This is a genomic window from Mycolicibacterium sediminis (assembly GCF_010731735.1).
Taxonomy (GTDB): domain Bacteria; phylum Actinomycetota; class Actinomycetes; order Mycobacteriales; family Mycobacteriaceae; genus Mycobacterium; species Mycobacterium sediminis.
The window spans coordinates 5429133-5447032 of record NZ_AP022588.1 but is presented as its reverse complement, the minus strand read 5'-3'; the positions used below and the strand labels follow the sequence as shown (position 1 = coordinate 5447032).

Genomic DNA, 17900 nt, shown 5'->3' with positions numbered 1-17900 from the left:
GCCGCCCGGACCGGTGATCTTGACATGGTTCCGCCATGTCCCCACACAGACGTACCGCGCTCGTCACCACTGCTCTGACCTCCGCGGGCGTACTGATCCTCGGCGGATGCAGCGACACGTCGTCGACTGCCGAGGCCGCCGGCCCGAGCGTCATCATCCTGAGCGGTGACGGCATGGGACCGCAGCAGCGCACCGCGCTGCAGTACTACCTGTACGGCCTCGACGAGCGTCAGCCGATGGACGCGTTGCCCTACGCGGGCTTCCTCGACACCATTCCCGGCGACCCCGAATACGCGGTCACCGATTCCGCGGCCGGAGCGACGGCGTGGGCGATCGGTCAGAAGGTCCCGAACGGCACCACCGGCCTCGGCCCCAACGGCGAGTCCGTCCCGACACTGCTGGACGTCGCCAAGGAACGCGGGATGTCGACCGGCCTGGTCGACGACCACGACGTCACCAACGCCACCCTGGCCGCGTTCGGCGCACCGGTCCCCGATCGAGACCTCAAGGTGGACATCGCGAAGGGGTACCTCGACCGCGGTGTCGACGTGCTCTTCGGCGGCGGCGAGAAGTACTGGTATCCGGCCGACGACCCGGGCAAGATCCCCGACGAAGGCGAGGACGACGCGAGCGAGGGAGACACCGACCTCGTCGCCCGCGCTCGCGACGCGGGCTACCAGTACGCCTTCGACCAGACCACGTTCGACGGCCTCTCTGGTCCGAAGGCGCTCGCGCTCGTGCAGGACAGCGCCAAGCGGCGGTCCACCGAGATCGATGGTTACGACTACACCCGGGATCCGCACTACGTCGCCCCCGAGCGGCTCGTCGCCAAGGCCCTGGACATCCTCGGCGCCAATGACAAGGGCTTCTTCCTGGTCGTCGAGAGTGACGACCTGGACTCCGCCGGCCACGAACACGACGCGCAGAACATGATGCTCGCCGGCGAATCGGTCAACGCGATGGTCCAGGTCATCACGGAGTACCAGAAGGACCATCCGAACGTGCTCCTCATCGTGACCGCGGATCACGAGACGGGCGGCATGACGATCGAGAACCTCAGTGACGACGGCGAACCCGAGCCGAACAGCGACCAGGTGGCCGACGATCCGGTGCCCTACTGGGCGAAGGTCCCCGAGAACATGCCGCTGCCCGACGGCGGCGTGCCCAAGCGCAGCGGACCGTTCACCATCAAGGGCACCGACCGCCGGTTCAAGGTCGACTGGACCACTGCCGAACACACCGGCACGATGGTCCCGGTGACGGCAGCCGGACCATCCGCCGAACGATTCACCGGCGTGCATCCCAATACGTACGTGCACGACGTCGTCACGGAGTTGTGGGACGGTACTCCTGAGAATCGGGAATAAATCAGATGAGAAGGGTGTTGTCGGAACCGTGAGTAACGAAGCTGAGCTGAGCCCCACCGACTGGGTACGTGAGCAGACCGAGCGCATCCTCGCGCAGGGCACTACCGACGGCGTCGAGGTCCTCGACCGCCCGATCGTGCTCTTCACGACGACGGGCGCGCAGTCCGGCAAGAAGCGCTACGTCCCGCTGATGCGCGTCGAGGAGAACGGCAAGTACGCGATGGTCGCGTCCAAGGGCGGCGATCCGAAGCACCCCAGCTGGTACTTCAACGTCAAGGCCAACCCCGCCGTGAGCGTCCAGGACGGCGAGAAGGTCTTCGACGGCACCGCCCGCGAGATCGAGGGCGAAGAGCGCGAACACTGGTGGAAGCTGGCAGTCGAGGCGTACCCGCCGTACGCCGAGTATCAGACGAAGACGGATCGCCAGATCCCGGTGTTCATCATCGAGTGAGCCTCGTCCTCACCGAACCTGTAGAACGGCAGTCGTGACTTCACGGCTGCCGTTCTTCTTCGTTTCGGTCCTCTTCGTCGCCCTGTGGACGTCGGCGCCCGCCGGCGCCGATCCGGTGCGAACGCTTCGACCGACGGTCCTCGGGACCATCCCGCACGACACCGCCTCCTACAGCGAGGGTCTCGTATTCGACGGTCCCGTGCTCTACGAGGCGACGGGGGAGGTCGGTAGGTCACAGCTCCAGCAGGTCGATCCGGCCACCGGCCGCATCCTGCGCGCGGCGGATCTGCCGCCGACCTACTTCGGGGAGGGCATCGCCGTCGTCGGTGATCGGATCTGGCAGCTCGTCTACGACAACCCCGTCGCCATCGAATGGGACAGGGCGACGTTCACGCCGATCCGGGAGGTGCCGATCGCGGGGCAGGGCTGGGGGCTGTGTTCCGACGGGTCCCGACTGGTCGTGAGCGACGGCACCGACCGGTTGTACTTCCACGACCCCGACACGATGGCCCGAACCGGCGTCGTCGACGTCACCCTCGACGGGCGCCCGCTCAGCGGTCTGGACGAACTCGAGTGCGTCGACGGCCAGGTGTGGGCCGCGGCATGGCCGAAGGACGAGTTCGTGCGGATCGACCCCGCGACGGGCGCGGTGAACACAGTGTTGGACACGTCTTCGCTGTGGCGGTTCGGGACGCGCAACGCCCGTCAGGTCGTCAGCAGCATCGCGCACATCGGCGGCGAGGACTACTTGATCTCGGGGAAGGAATGGCCGGAGAGCGTCCGGGTGCGCATCCCGGCGTGAGGCCGGCCGGGTTGGTAGACGTGGTCCTGCGTCGCTACCGAGGTGATGGCCGTCGCGATCTCGCTGCGGCACGCTTGGCCGGGACGTCGGAGTTGGCCAGCGCCACCAGCGTTGCGCCGGCGTCCGGGAGGTAGACGACGACGGTCGTCGAGTCGGGGATGGTGCCGCCGTGTCCCAGCTGGCCGTCGGGTTTCAAAACAAAACCCCGGCCCTGAAACACCAGGGCCGGGGTTTTGCTTTCCGTCCTACGAGTTGTCTGCGCCGCTCGCGCCGGTATTCGACTGCCCGGTGGACGGCTGGCCGCCGCCGTTCTGAACGTTGCCCTCGCCGCCACCGCCGCCGGTCTTGTTGTTGCTGCCGTTGCCGCCGCGGCCGCCGGTCGCAGTCCCGTTGGTGATCGAGCCGCCCTGCAGCGCGTTGACGTTGCCGTCGCCGCCCCTACCGCCGGTGCCGGTACCCGGTCCGGTTCCGGTCCCTCCCTGCCCACCGGTGGCGACGCCGCCAGTGTTTGAACTCCCTGGGTCCAGTGCGATGAATCGGCTGTCGCCGCCTCGACCACCCGTGCCGCCGGCGACGCCGTCGCCACCGGCTCCGCCGCGAGACGTACCGGTGGCCCCGGCGTTGGCTCCGCCGGCAGCGAGTGATGAGTTGCCGCCGAAACCGCCCGTGCCGCCACCGGTGGCATTGCCGCCGGCGCCACCGCTGGCGGTGCCGCTTGCCGTTCCACCGCTGCCGCCCGAGTTACCGCCCAGACCGTTCGGAGTCACCTTGGCGCCCTGGATGTCCGAGCTTCCGCCGCGACCGCCGACGCTGCCGGTGCCGGTGCCGCTGCCGCCGGCACCGCCGGTGGACTGACCGAAGACGATGCCGCCCTGCCCTGCCTCGAGTTCGCCGAAGTAGCCGTCGCCGCCGCGACCGCCGTCGATGCCGGCTCCGCCCTGGCCGCCCGTCGCGTTCGCTGCGTTGCCGGAGTTGCCGACGGTGCCGCCGGTGGTCTGGCCGTCGGCAATGCCTCGCGAATCGGGCGCCGCGACGAGGTAGGCCGCACCGCCATTGCCGCCGATGCCGTTGTTGGTGCCACCGGCTCCACCGGCTCCGCCGGTAGCCGTGCCGGTGACGGAGGCGCCTGAGCCGCTGGCGACGACTGCTCCAACACCGCCGGTGCCGCCGCGTCCGCCCGCAGCGGTGCCGGTGCCGGCCCCGCCGACCCCGCCGGCGCCGCCAATGGCCTTGCCGTTGGTGACATTGCCGCCGTTGGAGGAGTTGACGGTGGCCACTCCTCCGCCGCCTCCTCCGCCGCCGCCGAACCCTGCGCCGGTCGCGGTCCCAGCAGCACCGGCGCCGCCGACTCCGCCCACACCGCCGGTCGCCCCGTCGCCGAAGAAGCCACCGGCGCCGCCGGCACCACCCTGGCCCCCGTTGCCGAATGTGCCGCCGTTGTCGGCAACGCCTCCCTTACCGCCCATGCCTCCAGCGCCGCCGACCCCGGGGGCCTTCGTCGCGGTACCGGTCCCGCCGATGCCGCCAGCGCCGCCTACGCCGCCGGTACCGCCGGGCAGGTCGTTCTGTCCTGCGCCACCCTCGCCCCCGTTGCCCCCGTTGCCACCGCTGCCGGCGGCGACATTCGCGTCGGCGGGTGCGCCTGCGCCGCCGCCACCGCCGGCGCCACCCAACCCGGCCGCGCCGAAGAGCCCGCCGATGCCCGACTGTCCGACGTTGCTGATGAAGTAGAAGAAGCTGCCCTTGCCTGCGGTGCCCGCGACACCTCCAGCTCCGGCAGCTCCGCCCTTGCCGCCGTCGCCGCCGTTCTCGCCACTCTGTCCTGCGGCGACACCGTTCGCACCCGTGTAGCCGGTTCCGCCGGTCCCGCCGTCGCCACCGTCGCTGCCGCTGCCCGCGTTGCCACCGCGCCCCAGGAACGAACTGCCGTTGCCACCGTTGCCGCCGTCGCCGCCCTTACCGCCGTCGCCACCCTGGCCGCCGGTCGCGCCAATCGTGCCCACCGTGCCGGTCGCGCCCTGGGTTCCGCGCGCGCCGTTGCCGCCGTTGCCGCCGTTGCCGATGAACATGCCACCGGCACCGCCGTTACCGCCCTTCGAGCCGTTCGCGACCGCTGAGGTGTAGCCGGTGCCGCCGTTGCCGGCGAAGATCCCGGCAGCCTTGCCATCCGGCGACGCGGCCGTGCCGTCAGCGCCATTGCCGACGAAGATGTTGACTCCCGGAATCAGTCCGGCGATGTCGAACACCGGGTCGAGCAGCGTGGCCGGATCGATTCCCGCGCCCCCGCTGAACGCGCTGCCGAAGAGACTGCTCAGGTCGGGTAGGCCGGCCTGGGCCTGCGCCTGTGCCGGAGTCACCAGCATGGCTGCGGCCGGTGCGGACAGCAGGACACCGGCTCCGGCGACCGCGGTGATCATCATCGGGCGGTTGGTCCGCTGTACACGATGCTTGGACATGAAAAGGTGCTCCCCCTGGATCTGTCGCGGCGCCCCTGCGCTGCGTGACATCGCAGAGTGTTGCATCAGCGAGCAATCTTGGCAACGTTCTCGTAACAAGTGGGTGCGCACGCGTCGGGCGCGTGCAGATTGGCTTCACTGATTCATGGGAAGGTAGCCAACATCGCGATGGGGCGTATCAATCCATCAGGCAAATGATCGGTGCACATGCCTCGAATCTCACCGAAAAGCAGTGACCTGGATCAGTTATGTTGTGCCGCAGTCATTTTGACTAGAACGACAGTTGCCCGCGGAATTACACGACGGAACCATTCCGCAACTGAGGGTCGTCGCTAAGTACCAAGCGTTGTCGCTATGTGGTGGCCGTCCCGTACTCGCCGGGTTATCCAGCGGCAGGCGTAACCCGCAGAGCCCCTCCCACGCCTTCGCTGTCAGCAAACGTTTAGCGAATCAAAGGATGGTACAAAGACCGTGTGTCAATGTCGGGAACGACGCGCGGACAGTCGCGGTTCAGAGAACGTGACGGTGGGTGCGCCGAAGAGGTGCGCGATGGTGTGGTGCCGGACTGGCCGCGCAGATGCGCTGAGGAACAACGCGAAGCGTCCATGCCTCATCGGGCAGTGCTAGGCGGTGGCTTGATGGGCAATCTTGATGGGCGATGCAGACAGCGCCGTAAGGGCCGCGTAAAAGGTGGTGGTGCCCCCGGCAGGATTCGAACCTGCGGCCTTCCGCTCCGGAGGCGGACGCTCTATCCCCTGAGCTACGGGGGCGCGGGGACGTGCACCCCAGCGCCGTTGGGCTTCGACAGCCTAACGCATCCCTCGACCCCGGCCGTACGTCGCCCGATCAGCCGTACGTGCGGGTACGGCGGGAAATCAGCGTCGGGCCGCCGTACTCGCACGTACGGCACCGGTGACGCGTCGGACGCGGCCGCGCCCAGCCGCAACCGACGCCCAGCCGCACGCCCGGCCGGAAACCGATTCGGGTCGTGACCACCCCAGACCATAGGATGGTGCCCCGTGACCCCCGCCGATCTGGCCGAGCTGCTCAAGACCACTGCCGCGGCGGTTCTGGCTGAGCGTGGCCTCGATGCCGCCGCTCTGCCGGCGACCGTGACCGTCGAGCGGCCGCGCAACCCCGAGCACGGTGACTACGCCACCAACCTCGCACTGCAGGTGGCCAAGAAGGTCGGCACCAACCCGCGCGAATTCGCTGGCTGGCTCGCCGAGGCGCTGGCTTCCGCGAACGGGATCGAGGCAGCCGACGTCGCCGGGCCCGGTTTCGTGAACCTGCGGATCGAGGCGTCCGCGCAGGGCGTCGTCGTCGCCAACGTGCTCGAGGCCGGCGCCACGTACGGGAACTCCACCGACCTCGCCGGCGTCAAGGTCAACCTCGAGTTCGTCTCGGCCAACCCGACGGGTCCGATCCACATCGGCGGCACCCGCTGGGCCGCGGTCGGCGACGCTCTGGGCCGGCTGCTCAGTACGCAGGGCGCTGAGGTGGTCCGCGAGTACTACTTCAACGACCACGGCGCGCAGATCGACCGGTTCGCGCGGTCGCTGGTCGCCGCCGCCAAGGGTGAAACCGCGCCCGAGGACGGCTACGCCGGCGACTACATCGTCGACATCGCCGCCCAGGTGACCGCTCAGGTCCCCGACGTCCTCGACCTGCCGGACGCCGAGCGGCAGGAGACGTTCCGCGCCATCGGCGTCGACTTGATGTTCACCCACATCAAGAACTCGCTGCACGACTTCGGCACCGACTTCGACGTGTACACCCACGAAGACTCGATGCACACGTCCGGCCGCGTCGACCAGGCCATCGCGAAGCTGCGCGAGACCGGCAGCATCTACGAGAAGGACGGCGCGACGTGGTTGCGCACCACCGAGTTCGGTGACGACAAGGACCGCGTCGTCATCAAGAGCGACGGCAACGCCGCCTACATCGCCGGCGATCTGGCCTACTTCCTGGACAAGCGGCAGCGCGGCTTCGACCTGTGCATCTACATGCTGGGCGCCGACCACCACGGCTACATCGCGCGCCTGAAGGCGGCCGCGGCTGCGCTGGGCGACGACCCAGACACCGTCGAGGTGCTCATCGGCCAGATGGTCAACCTGGTGCGCGACGGTCAGCCCATCCGCATGAGCAAGCGTGCGGGCACCGTCATCACCCTCGACGACCTGGTCGATGCGATCGGCGTCGACGCCGCCCGGTACGTCCTCATCCGCAGCTCGGTGGACAGTCCCATCGACATCGACCTGCAGCTGTGGTCGAGTGCGTCGAGCGAGAACCCCGTCTACTACGTGCAATACGCGCACGCGCGGCTGTCCGCACTCGCCCGCAGCGCCGCCGACCTGAACATCGTGGCCGACGTCAGCCACCTCCACCTGCTGAACCACGACCGCGAGGGCGCCCTGATGCGCTCCATCGGTGAGTTCCCGCGCGTGCTGAACAGCGCCGTGTCCCTGCGTGAACCGCACCGCGTGTGCCGCTACCTCGAGGACCTCGCCGGTGACTACCACCGGTTCTACGACAGCTGCCGCGTGCTGCCGCAGGGCGACGAGGAGCCCGGCGACCTGAACGCCGCCCGCCTCGCGCTGTGCGCAGCCACTCGTCAGGTCATCGCCAACGGTCTGCAGATCCTCGGCGTGAGCGCTCCGGAGCGCATGTAATGGCGCACCCCGCAGGTCCGCGTCACGCGGAAGACAAACACCACGGCGGCACCCCGGCGCGGCCGACGTCGGCCGACGAGATCCTGCTCATCGCACCGAACGTGTGGCCCCGCAACGCCGTTCGCGGTGACGATGGTGAACTGTCGATCGCCGGTGTCCCGGTGAGCCGGCTCGCGGCCGACTACGGCACCCCGCTGTTCGTCATCGACGAGGACGACTTCCGCACGCGCTGCCGCGACATCGCGGCGGCCTTCGGTGGTGGCGAGCACGTGCGCTACGCCGCGAAGGCGTTCCTGTGCACGGAGATCGCGACGTGGATCGACCAGGAGGGACTGGCGCTCGACGTGTGCAGCGGCGGCGAGCTGGCCGTCGCCCTCAACGCGAACTTCCCGCCGGAGCGAATCGCCCTGCACGGCAACAACAAGTCGGTCGCCGAACTGACGATGGCCGTCGAAGCCGGTGTCGGCCACGTCGTCCTGGACTCGCTCATCGAGATCGAGCGCCTCGACGCCATCGCCGGTGCGGCCGGTGTGGTGCAGGACGTCCTCGTCCGCGTCACCGTCGGCGTCGAAGCCCACACCCACGAGTTCATCTCGACCGCCCACGAAGACCAGAAGTTCGGTCTGTCCCTGGCCAGCGGTGCGGCCATCGACGCCGTCCGTCGGGTGTTCGCCGCCGACAACCTGCGCCTCGTCGGCCTGCACAGCCACATCGGTTCGCAGATCTTCGACGTCGCCGGCTTCGAGATCGCCGCCCGGCGCGTCATCGGGCTGCTGCGCGACGTGGTCGCCGAGTTCGGCGTCGAGAAGACCTCGCAGATCTCCATCGTCGACCTCGGCGGCGGTCTGGGCATCTCCTACCTGCCGCAGGACGACCCGCCGCCGATGGCCGAACTCGCCGACAAGCTGTGGGCGATCGTGCGCAACGAGTCCGCCGCCGTGGGCCTTCCGTCGCCCGACCTCGTCGTCGAGCCGGGCCGTGCGATCGCGGGTCCCGGAACCATCACCCTGTACGAGGTGGGAACCGTCAAGGACGTCGCGATCAGCCCGACCGCGCACCGGCGGTACGTCAGCGTCGACGGCGGCATGAGCGACAACATCCGCACGTCCCTGTACGACGCGGAGTACGACGCGCGGCTCGTCTCGCGGACCAGCGACGCCCCGCCGACACTGGCACGCATCGTCGGAAAGCATTGCGAGAGTGGAGACATCGTCGTGCGTGACACCTGGGTGTCCGACGACGTCGTGCCCGGTGACCTGATCGGCGTCGCCGCGACCGGCGCCTACTGCTACTCGATGTCCAGCCGGTACAACCTGCTCGGACGCCCCGCGGTGGTGGCCGTGCGGGACGGTGTCTCACGACTCGTCCTGCGCCGCGAGACCACCGACGACCTGCTCAGCCTGGAGGTAAGGAACACATGACGGAAACGCATCGGCCCATCGGCTTGGCGGTCCTCGGACTCGGCAACGTCGGCAGCGAGGTCGTTCGGATCATCGAGGCGAGCGCCACCGACCTGGCCGCCCGCGTCGGTGCGCCGCTCGTACTGCGCGGCATCGGCGTTCGGCGGGTGGCCGACGACCGGGGTGTGCCGATCGACCTGCTGACCGACGACGTGCAGGCGCTCGTCGAGCGCGACGACGTCGACATCGTGATCGAGTTGATGGGCCCGGTCGAACCGGCCCGCAAGGCGATCCTCAGCGCCCTCGAGCACGGCAAGTCCGTCGTCACCGCCAACAAGGCCCTGATGGCGCAGTCCACCGGGGAACTGGCCCAAGCCGCCGAGCACGCCCGCGTCGACCTGTACTTCGAGGCCGCGGTGGCGGGGGCGATCCCGGTGATCCGCCCACTGACCCAGTCGCTGGCGGGTGACACCGTGTTGCGCGTGGCCGGAATCGTCAACGGCACCACCAACTACATCCTCTCGGCGATGAACGACACTGGCGCCGATTACGCGGACGCCCTCGCCGACGCCGGCGCGCTCGGATACGCGGAGGCAGACCCGACCGCGGACGTCGAGGGCTACGACGCGGCCGCCAAGGCGGCGATCCTCGCCTCCATCGCGTTCCACACCCGGGTCACCGCGGACGACGTCTACCGCGAGGGCATCACCAAGGTCACCGCCGAGGACATCGCGTCGGCCAAGGCCCTCGGATGCAACATCAAGCTGCTCGCCATCTGTGAGCGGCTCACGAACGACGAAGGGCAACAGCGCGTCTCGGCCCGCGTGTACCCGGCACTGGTGCCGCTGAGCCACCCGCTGGCCACCGTCAACGGCGCGTTCAACGCCGTGGTCGTCGAAGCCGAGGCCGCCGGCCGCCTGATGTTCTACGGACAGGGCGCCGGTGGCGCTCCGACGGCATCCGCGGTGATGGGCGATCTCGTCATGGCTGCCCGCAACCGCGTGCAGGGTGGCCTCGGCCCCCGCGAGTCCAAGTACGCCCAGCTCCCGATCGCCCCCATCGGTTTCATCCCGACCCGCTACTACGTCTCGATGAACGTCGCCGACCGGCCGGGTGTGCTGTCCGCCGTCGCAGCGGAATTCGGCAAGCGTGAGGTCAGCATCGCCGAGGTCCGACAGGAGGGCATGGTCGACGAGGGTGGGCAGCCGTGCGGTGCGCGCATCGTCGTCGTCACGCACCGCGCCACCGACGCCGCGCTCTCCGAGACCGTGGACGCCCTCGCCGACCTCGACGTCGTGCAGGAGATCAACAGCGTGCTCCGCCTGGAAGGAACGAGCGAATGAGCCCCATCGGTACTGCCGTTCACAAGCCCTGGCCCGGATTGATCGGCGCCTACCGTGACCGGTTGCCCATCGAGGACTCCTGGACGCCGATCACCCTGCACGAGGGTGCGACTCCGCTCATCCACGCGACGCGGATCAGCGAACTCACCGGCTGCACGGTGCATTTGAAGGTCGAGGGCCTCAATCCGACGGGATCGTTCAAGGACCGCGGAATGACCGTGGCCGTGACCGAGTCCGTGGCGCGCGGCCAGAAGGCCGTGCTCTGCGCATCGACGGGCAACACGTCGGCATCGGCCGCCGCCTACGCCGCGAAGGCGGGCATCACCTGTGCCGTTCTCATCCCGCAGGGCAAGATCGCGATGGGCAAGCTGGCCCAGGCCGTCATGCACGGCGCGAAGATCATCCAGGTCGAGGGCAACTTCGACGACTGCCTGGAACTCGCGCGCAAGCTGACCGCGGACTTCCCGACCGTGGCGCTGGTCAACTCGGTCAACCCCTATCGCATCGAAGGGCAGAAGACCGCCGCGTTCGAGATCGTCGACGCACTCGGTACCGCGCCCGACGTGCACGCCCTGCCGGTCGGAAATGCCGGAAACATCACCGCCTACTGGAAGGGCTACTCGGAGTACCACCGAGACGGCCTGAGCGACCGGTTGCCCAAGATGCTCGGCACGCAGGCGGCGGGCGCGGCCCCGCTGGTCGAGGGCGCGCCGGTCAAGAACCCCGAGACCATCGCGACGGCGATCCGGATCGGCGCCCCGGCGTCGTGGAACTCGGCCGTCGAGGCGCAGCAGCAGTCCGGCGGCAAGTTCCTGGCTGCCACCGACGACGAGATCCTCGCCGCGTACCACCTGATCGCCCGCAGCGAGGGCGTGTTCGTCGAGCCAGCGTCGGCGGCCAGCGTCGCCGGCCTGCTCAAGTCGGTCGAGGACGGCTGGGTGGCAAAGGGCTCGACCGTGGTCTGCACCGTCACCGGCAACGGACTCAAGGATCCCGACACGGCTCTCAAGGGTATGCCGCAGGTGATGCCGGTACCCGTCGATCCGGTCGCCGTGGTCGCCGCCCTGGGTCTGGTGTGACGCATACCCTGTCGCCGGGATTGACCGCCCGCGCCACCGTTCCGGCGTCGAGTGCCAACCTGGGCCCCGGTTTCGACAGCCTCGGCCTCGCGCTGAGCCTGTACGACGAAATCGAGGTCGAGACAGCCGAATCCGGGATCACCGTCGAGGTATCCGGCGAAGGCGAAGGCCAGGTGCCCCTCGACTCGTCGCACCTCGTGGTCCGGGCGATCGAGCATGGATTGTTGTCGGCGGACGTGAAGGTCCCCGGACTCATCGTCAAGTGTCGCAACAGGATTCCGCATTCGCGCGGGTTGGGATCCTCGGCTGCTGCCGTCGTGGGTGGCTTGGCCGCGGCCAACGGGCTGATCGCGCAATCGGATTCGCGAACCCTCACGAAGGACGAACTCATCCAGCTGTCCTCCGAATTCGAAGGACACCCGGACAACGCGTCGGCCGCGGTTCTGGGTGGCGCCGTCGTGTCGTGGACGGAGAGCGAGGTGCCGTTGCCCCGGTATGCGGCGGCCCCGTTGCGACTGCATCCCGACATCCGCCTGTTCCCCGCGATCCCGCAGGTGCGGTCGTCGACGGCCGAGACCCGGGTGCTCCTTCCGGACGCGGTCAGTCACGTGGATGCGCGCTTCAACTTGAGCCGCGCCGCGCTGCTCGTCGTCGCCCTCGCCGAGCGGCCCGACCTGCTACTCGAGGCCACCGAGGATCGACTGCACCAGCCTCAGCGGGCGCCGGCGATGCCTGCCTCGGCGGAATACATCGGCATCCTGCGCCGTTGTGGAGTGGCAGCGGTGCTCTCAGGTGCCGGACCTGCGGTGATAGCGCTCAGTACGCGCTCCGAACTGCCGGCCGAGGCTCTCGAGTTCGGCGCCGCCAACGGGTTCGCCATCGAGGAGATGGCCGTCGGGTGCGGGGTCCGGTGGACAGCAGGTGACTCGGCCGTCAGCGGCTGAGTCGACACGCGCCACACGCGAAGCAGGGGTCGTTGTTGCTTCCCACTCCGATGCGGGTTATCCTCGGATTCGTCCAGCAATCGCAGCCTCTGTGCCTGCGCCGACACTAGGACGACCACTCTTCTCTTAGGTGTACAACCCTTGCACTGAAGGTTCGCGGCCCCGCGGCGGACCCAGGGCGATCACCGTTGCAGAGGCGACGGTGGGCCCCTCGACATTCGGCGGATCTGCCGAATGCGATGAACCCTCGCGCGATCACGTCAGCGAGGGAGGAAAGGAAATCCGTGACCGATACGGACCTCATCACGGCGGACGGCAGTAGCGACGACGTCGCCACGCCCGACACCACCTCTTCGAGTTCCGACTCCGCTGCGCCGGAAACGGCAGGCGCAGTGCAGACTCCGACCGCAGAGACCGCACCCAAGGGCAACGCCGCATCCGGCGACCGCGGCACGTCGCTCACCGCGATGGTGCTGCCGGACCTGCGCGCACTCGCCACCCAACTGGGTGTGAAGGGCTCGTCCGGAATGCGCAAGGGCGAGCTGATCGCTGCGATCCGCGAGCACCGAGGCGAGACCAACGGCACCGCCACGGCGGCCACCACCGCCGCCGCAGAGCCCGCTCAGCAGGCTCCCGAGCAGACCGGCCAGCCCGCCGCGGACGCCGCGGCGGCACCTGCTGCCACCCGTCCCCGCCGGGAACGCCGTGGCGCCTCCCGTCAGACCGGTGCGCCGGCTGCCGAGACCGAGGCCGGCGAGGCCCGGGCCGACGAGCAGCCGACCCCGAAGGTCGAGACACCTCAGGTCGAGAAGGCCGACGCGACGCCCGCCCCCGAGGCCCAGCCGGCCGACAAGGTCGACGACAAGCCGGCCGATAAGCCCGACGTCAAGGGCGAGTCCACCGACGGTGACGACTCGCGCCGGCGCCAGCAGACCACCAAGGGTGGTCAGGGCGGCCAGGACGATCAGGGCAACACCGGCGGCGGCAACAACCGCAACCGCAACCGCAACGACGGTGGCGGGAACAACCGCAACGACGGCGGCAACAACCGCAATGACGGTGGCAACAACCGCAACGACGGTGGCGGCAACAACCGCAACGATGGCGGCGGCAACAACCGCAACGATGGCGGTGGCAACAACCGCAACGATGGCGGCGGCAACAACCGCAACGACAACCGCAACGACGGTGGCGGCAACCGCACCGACAACCGCAACAACAACAACAACGACGATGACGACGACGATGGCGACGGCCGGGGCGGACGTCGCGGACGTCGGTTCCGCGACCGCAGGCGCCGTGAGCGCGGCGGCAGCGGCGAAGGCGGCGGCGGTGGCGACACCGAACTGCGTGACGACGACGTCGTACAGCCGGTCGCCGGCATCCTCGACGTGCTCGACAACTACGCATTCGTGCGTACGTCGGGCTACCTCGCGGGACCGAACGACGTCTACGTGTCGATGAACATGGTCCGCAAGAACGGGCTTCGTCGCGGCGACGCCATCACCGGTGCCGTGCGGGTTCCGCGCGAGGGCGAGAACACGGGCAGCAACAGCAATAGCAACAACCCGCGTCAGAAGTTCAACCCGCTGGTCCGCATCGACACCATCAACGGTGGCCCGGTGGAGGACGCCAGGAACCGGCCGGACTTCACGAAGCTGACCCCGCTCTACCCGAACCAGCGGCTGCGTCTCGAGACCACGCCCGACCGGATGAGCACGCGCGTGATCGACCTGATCATGCCGATCGGCAAGGGCCAGCGCGCCCTGATCGTGTCGCCTCCCAAGGCCGGCAAGACGATGATCCTGCAGGACATCGCCAACGCGATCGCGACCAACAACCCCGAGTGCCACCTCATGGTGGTGCTGGTCGACGAGCGGCCCGAAGAGGTCACCGACATGCAGCGCAGCGTCAAGGGTGAGGTCATCGCCTCCACCTTCGACCGCCCGCCGTCAGACCACACGCAGGCGGCGGAACTGGCCATCGAGCGCGCCAAGCGCCTGGTGGAGCAGGGCAAGGACGTCGTCGTGCTGCTGGACTCGATCACCCGTCTCGGTCGCGCGTACAACAACGCGTCACCGGCGTCGGGTCGCATCCTGTCCGGCGGTGTCGACTCGACCGCGCTCTACCCGCCGAAGCGCTTCCTCGGCGCCGCCCGCAACATCGAGTTCGGTGGATCGCTGACCATCATCGCCACCGCGCTGGTGGAGACCGGTTCCACGGGTGACACGGTGATCTTCGAGGAGTTCAAGGGCACCGGCAACGCCGAACTCAAGCTCGACCGCAAGATCGCGGAGCGCCGCGTGTTCCCGGCCGTCGACGTCAACCCGTCGAACACCCGCAAGGACGAGCTGCTGCTGTCCACCGACGAGTTCGGCGTCGTGCACAAGCTGCGCCGGGTGCTCTCGGGGCTCGACTCGCATGCGGCCATCGACCTGCTGATGAGCCAGCTGCGCAAGACGAAGACGAACTACGAGTTCCTGGTACAGGTCTCCAAGACCACCCCGGGAATGGACCGCGACTGACCTCGTCGGTCGGTACGGCTCAACGGCCCCGCACACCTCGGTGTGCGGGGCCGTCGTGCGTCCGCGGTCAGTCCGTCGGGTCGGCGCGCAGGCCGGGCATCACGTAGCGGCGGACGTGGGTCAGCACCGCCGCGGGGTCGCCTGCGTCGAAGTGCGCACCGGGAACCGTGGTGAGGGACAGGATTGCGCGGGCGATCCATTCGCTTGCCTCGTCGACGCACACGTCCGGATGCACCTCGTCGGCGTCTCGCGCGGTGAGCAGGTACCGCTTCCAGAACTCGGCCAGGTCGGGCACCAGGCCGTGGACCCCGGCTCCCGCGCATGCGGCGAACTCCTCGGGTTCGTCCACGCGCAGCTTCATGAGCAGCGCCCCTGGATCGTCGTACGCCGTGCGGCCGTGCGTGATTCCCGCGGCGATCTGCCGGTCGAGGCCCTCCACCCCGGCAAGCAGTTCGTGCGACTTCGACCAGTAGGCGTCGTTGAGTCGGACTATCGCCGCACCCAACAGCGAGACCTTGTCCGGAAAGTGCCGGTACAGCCAGCCGCGAGACACCCCCGCGACCTCGGCGACCTCGGACACCGTCGTCGACCGGATGCCGCGGGCGCGCAGACACACCTCGGCAGCGTCGATCAGTCGATCCCGCACGCTGACGGACCGCGGCGCCGAATCGGTCGGTGCGACGTCCGGTGTGGTGGTCACGAAGCGTTCCTCGTCATTCGTCTGCGAGTCGGTACGACACGGAGGCATTCTGCCAGTGCCAGACGGTACCGCTCGGCGGTCCGGCGATGGTAGACACTTCAGCAGATCTGTTCACTACGCGGGACCGAGGTGGTCGAGGATGACGGACACGCTGCAGCAGCTGATGCGCGAACGCGCCGAGGTGGACGCACCCGCCATCAGGCACGGCGATCGGACGTGGACGTGGCGTGAGCACGTCGCCGAGGCGTCGGCGCAGGCGGCGAGCCTCATCGCCATGGCGACCAGCGGACGACCGCTGCACGTCGGGACCCTGATGGGTAACACCCCGGACATGCTGACCGCGCTCGCGGCCGCGGCGCTCGGGGGCTACGTGCTGTGCGGCGTGAACACCACGAGGCGCGGTGACGCGATCGCCCGCGACGTCGCCCGTGTCGACTGTCAGATCCTGCTGACCGATGCCGAGCACCGTCACCTGCTCGACGGCGTCGAGTTGCCCGGCGTCACCGTCGTCGACGTGTCCGCACCCGAGTGGGCCGAAAGAGCCTCCACCGCACCGCGGTTGACCCCGCACCGTGAGGTCGCCGCCGACGACACGTTCATGATGATCTTCACCTCCGGGACCAGTGGTGAGCCGAAGGCCGTCCAGGTGCCCCACGCCATGGTCTTGTTCGCCGGCACCGCGCTCGTCGAGCGGTACGGCCTCGACGCCTCGGACGTCTGCTATCTCGCGATGCCGCTGTTCCACTCGAACGCCGTCTACGCGGGCTGGAGCGTCGCACTGGGTGCGGGCGCGACGATGGTGCCGGCGGCCTTCTCGGCGTCGCGTTTCCTGCCCGACGTGCGGCGGTACGGCGCCACCTACATGAACTACGTCGGCAAGCCTCTGGCCTACATCCTGGCGACCGCCGAGCAGCACGACGACGCCGACAACACCCTGCGGATCGCCTTCGGCAACGAGGCCGCCGACCGCGACATCGAGGAGTTCGGCCGCCGCTTCGGGTGCACGGTGTGGGACGGCTTCGGTTCGACCGAGACCGCGGTGATCATCACCCGGCCCGACGACTGTCCCACCGGGTCGATCGGCAGGGGCTTCCCCGGTGTCGCCATCTACGACCCCGAGACCGTTCGGGAGTGCGAGGTCGCCCGGTTCGACGACACGGGTGCCCTCGTCAACGCCGACGCCGCCACCGGTGAACTCGTCAACACCCAGGGCAGCGGGCTCTTTCGCGGCTACTACAACGATCCGGGTGCCACCGACCAGCGGATGCGTCACGGCATGTACTGGTCGGGCGACCTCGCGTACCGGGATGTCGACGGCTGGATCTACCTCGCCGGCCGCACGGCGGACTGGATGCGGGTCGACGGTGAGAACCTCACCACCGCGCCCATCGAGCGAATCCTGCTGCGGCTGGACGTCATCAGCCGGGTGGCGGTGTATCCGGTGCCCGACGAGTTCGTCGGCGATCAGGTCATGGCCGCGATCGTCCTGCGCGACGACGCGCACCTCGACGAGGACGGTTTCGCCCAATTCCTCGCCGCGCAACGAGATCTGTCGCCCAAGGCCTGGCCACGGATGGTGTGGCTCGCCGACGACCTCCCGAGTACGGCGACCAACAAGATCCTCAAGCGGGAACTCGTCGCGCTCGGGGTCGAGCCCGCCGGTCGGACGCTGTGGCGGCGCGAGGGCAGGATCTATCACCAAGTCGATCAGCGGGCGATCAGCGGAACGGATCGGTGACGTCGCGCAGTTCCAGCAGGAGCTGACGGAGCCGGTCATAGCCGGCGGCGCCGAGATGCTCCCGCCACTCGCGTTCGACGGCCGACACCTCCGCCGCCGCGGCCGCGCACAGGTCCCGTCCTCGGTCGCTGAGGATCACCAGCCGCGCCCTGGCGTCGGCCGGGTCGGGGGTTCGCTCCACGTACCCGTTGCGCTCGAGGTCGTCGACCAGCGCTCCGGCGGTCTGCTTGGTGACGTGCGCCCGATCCGCCAGATCGGTGACGCGAATGCCGTTCGGATCGAGCCGCTGCGCAAGCTTCGTCTGCGCCACCGTCAGATCGTCGAAACCCGATGCGCGGAGCGCGGTGTGCACGCGGGACTCGGCGGCGCGGTGAGCGATGAACATCAGCGCGGCGGTGTTCGGTTCGGTCATCGTCGTCGACT

14 protein-coding genes and 1 tRNA gene are annotated in these 17900 nt (G+C 69.0%); 10 read left to right on the top strand and 5 right to left on the bottom strand.

Translation table 11 applies throughout. From position 1 onward, the window contains the following. The first annotated feature begins 35 nt into the window (after positions 1-35). From G6N64_RS25925 to G6N64_RS25915, 3 genes are read left to right on the top strand one after another with little or no spacing between them, the layout of a single operon-like run. Positions 36-1367 (top strand): alkaline phosphatase, encoded by a 1332-nt coding sequence (locus G6N64_RS25925; protein ID WP_163800668.1) that lies wholly within the window; start codon positions 36-38, stop codon positions 1365-1367. Positions 1368-1395: 28 nt separating this feature from the next. Next, a complete protein-coding gene (locus G6N64_RS25920; RefSeq protein WP_163800667.1) occupies positions 1396-1818 on the top strand; it encodes a nitroreductase family deazaflavin-dependent oxidoreductase in 423 nt (140 codons plus the stop codon). Between the two features lie 34 nt (positions 1819-1852). Then, complete coding sequence (locus G6N64_RS25915; RefSeq protein WP_246230805.1) at positions 1853-2620, top strand: glutaminyl-peptide cyclotransferase; 768 nt, start codon at positions 1853-1855, stop codon at positions 2618-2620. A 34-nt stretch (positions 2621-2654) separates the two neighbouring features. On the opposite strand, the gene G6N64_RS30655 is transcribed toward G6N64_RS25915, so the two are convergent. The 3 genes from G6N64_RS30655 to G6N64_RS25905 form a co-directional block, all read right to left on the bottom strand. Continuing rightward, a complete protein-coding gene (locus tag G6N64_RS30655; protein ID WP_308206653.1) occupies positions 2655-2816 on the bottom strand; it encodes a hypothetical protein in 162 nt (53 codons plus the stop codon). Positions 2817-2865: 49 nt separating this feature from the next. Continuing rightward, on the bottom strand, positions 2866-5076 hold the full coding sequence (locus G6N64_RS30650) for a PGRS repeat-containing protein (protein WP_308206654.1): 2211 nt from the start codon (positions 5074-5076) through the stop codon (positions 2866-2868). 694 nt (positions 5077-5770) lie between these two features. Further along, a tRNA-Arg gene (locus tag G6N64_RS25905) sits at positions 5771-5846 on the bottom strand. Positions 5847-6095: 249 nt separating this feature from the next. Between G6N64_RS25905 and argS the strand changes: the two genes are divergently transcribed. The 6 genes from argS to rho all read left to right on the top strand — a co-directional run bounded on the left by argS (position 6096) and on the right by rho (position 15039). Next, positions 6096-7748 carry an arginine--tRNA ligase gene (argS, locus tag G6N64_RS25900; RefSeq protein WP_163800665.1) on the top strand — a complete coding sequence of 551 codons (1653 nt, stop codon included), beginning with the start codon at positions 6096-6098 and terminating at the stop codon, positions 7746-7748. After that, on the top strand, positions 7748-9169 hold the full coding sequence (lysA, locus tag G6N64_RS25895; protein ID WP_163800664.1) for a diaminopimelate decarboxylase: 1422 nt from the start codon (positions 7748-7750) through the stop codon (positions 9167-9169). Before argS ends, lysA begins: the two co-directional genes overlap by 1 nt. Continuing rightward, complete coding sequence (locus tag G6N64_RS25890; RefSeq protein ID WP_163800663.1) at positions 9166-10491, top strand: homoserine dehydrogenase; 1326 nt, start codon at positions 9166-9168, stop codon at positions 10489-10491. Before lysA ends, G6N64_RS25890 begins: the two co-directional genes overlap by 4 nt. Beyond that, on the top strand, positions 10488-11570 hold the full coding sequence (thrC, locus tag G6N64_RS25885) for a threonine synthase (RefSeq protein ID WP_163800662.1): 1083 nt from the start codon (positions 10488-10490) through the stop codon (positions 11568-11570). Before G6N64_RS25890 ends, thrC begins: the two co-directional genes overlap by 4 nt. After that, entirely contained in the window at positions 11567-12514 is a 948-nt protein-coding gene (gene thrB / locus G6N64_RS25880) for a homoserine kinase (RefSeq protein WP_163800661.1), read from the top strand. The genes thrC and thrB overlap by 4 nt, the downstream gene beginning before the upstream one ends. Positions 12515-12798: 284 nt before the next feature. Then, a complete protein-coding gene (gene rho / locus G6N64_RS25875; protein ID WP_163800660.1) occupies positions 12799-15039 on the top strand; it encodes a transcription termination factor Rho in 2241 nt (746 codons plus the stop codon). Positions 15040-15106: 67 nt separating this feature from the next. On the opposite strand, the gene G6N64_RS25870 is transcribed toward rho, so the two are convergent. Beyond that, positions 15107-15739, bottom strand: a complete 633-nt coding sequence (locus G6N64_RS25870) for a TetR/AcrR family transcriptional regulator (protein WP_246230803.1) — start codon at positions 15737-15739, stop codon at positions 15107-15109. Between the two features lie 139 nt (positions 15740-15878). Here G6N64_RS25870 and fadD1 point away from each other — a divergent pair, with 139 nt between their 5' ends. Continuing rightward, entirely contained in the window at positions 15879-17477 is a 1599-nt protein-coding gene (fadD1, locus tag G6N64_RS25865) for a fatty-acid--CoA ligase FadD1 (protein ID WP_163800658.1), read from the top strand. Here fadD1 and G6N64_RS25860 read toward each other — a convergent pair. Next, positions 17458-17889: a MarR family winged helix-turn-helix transcriptional regulator gene (locus G6N64_RS25860; RefSeq protein WP_163800657.1), complete on the bottom strand. Its 432-nt coding sequence runs from the start codon at positions 17887-17889 to the stop codon at positions 17458-17460. The two genes, fadD1 and G6N64_RS25860, sit on opposite strands and share 20 nt — an antisense overlap. Between the last annotated feature and the right edge of the window lie 11 nt (positions 17890-17900).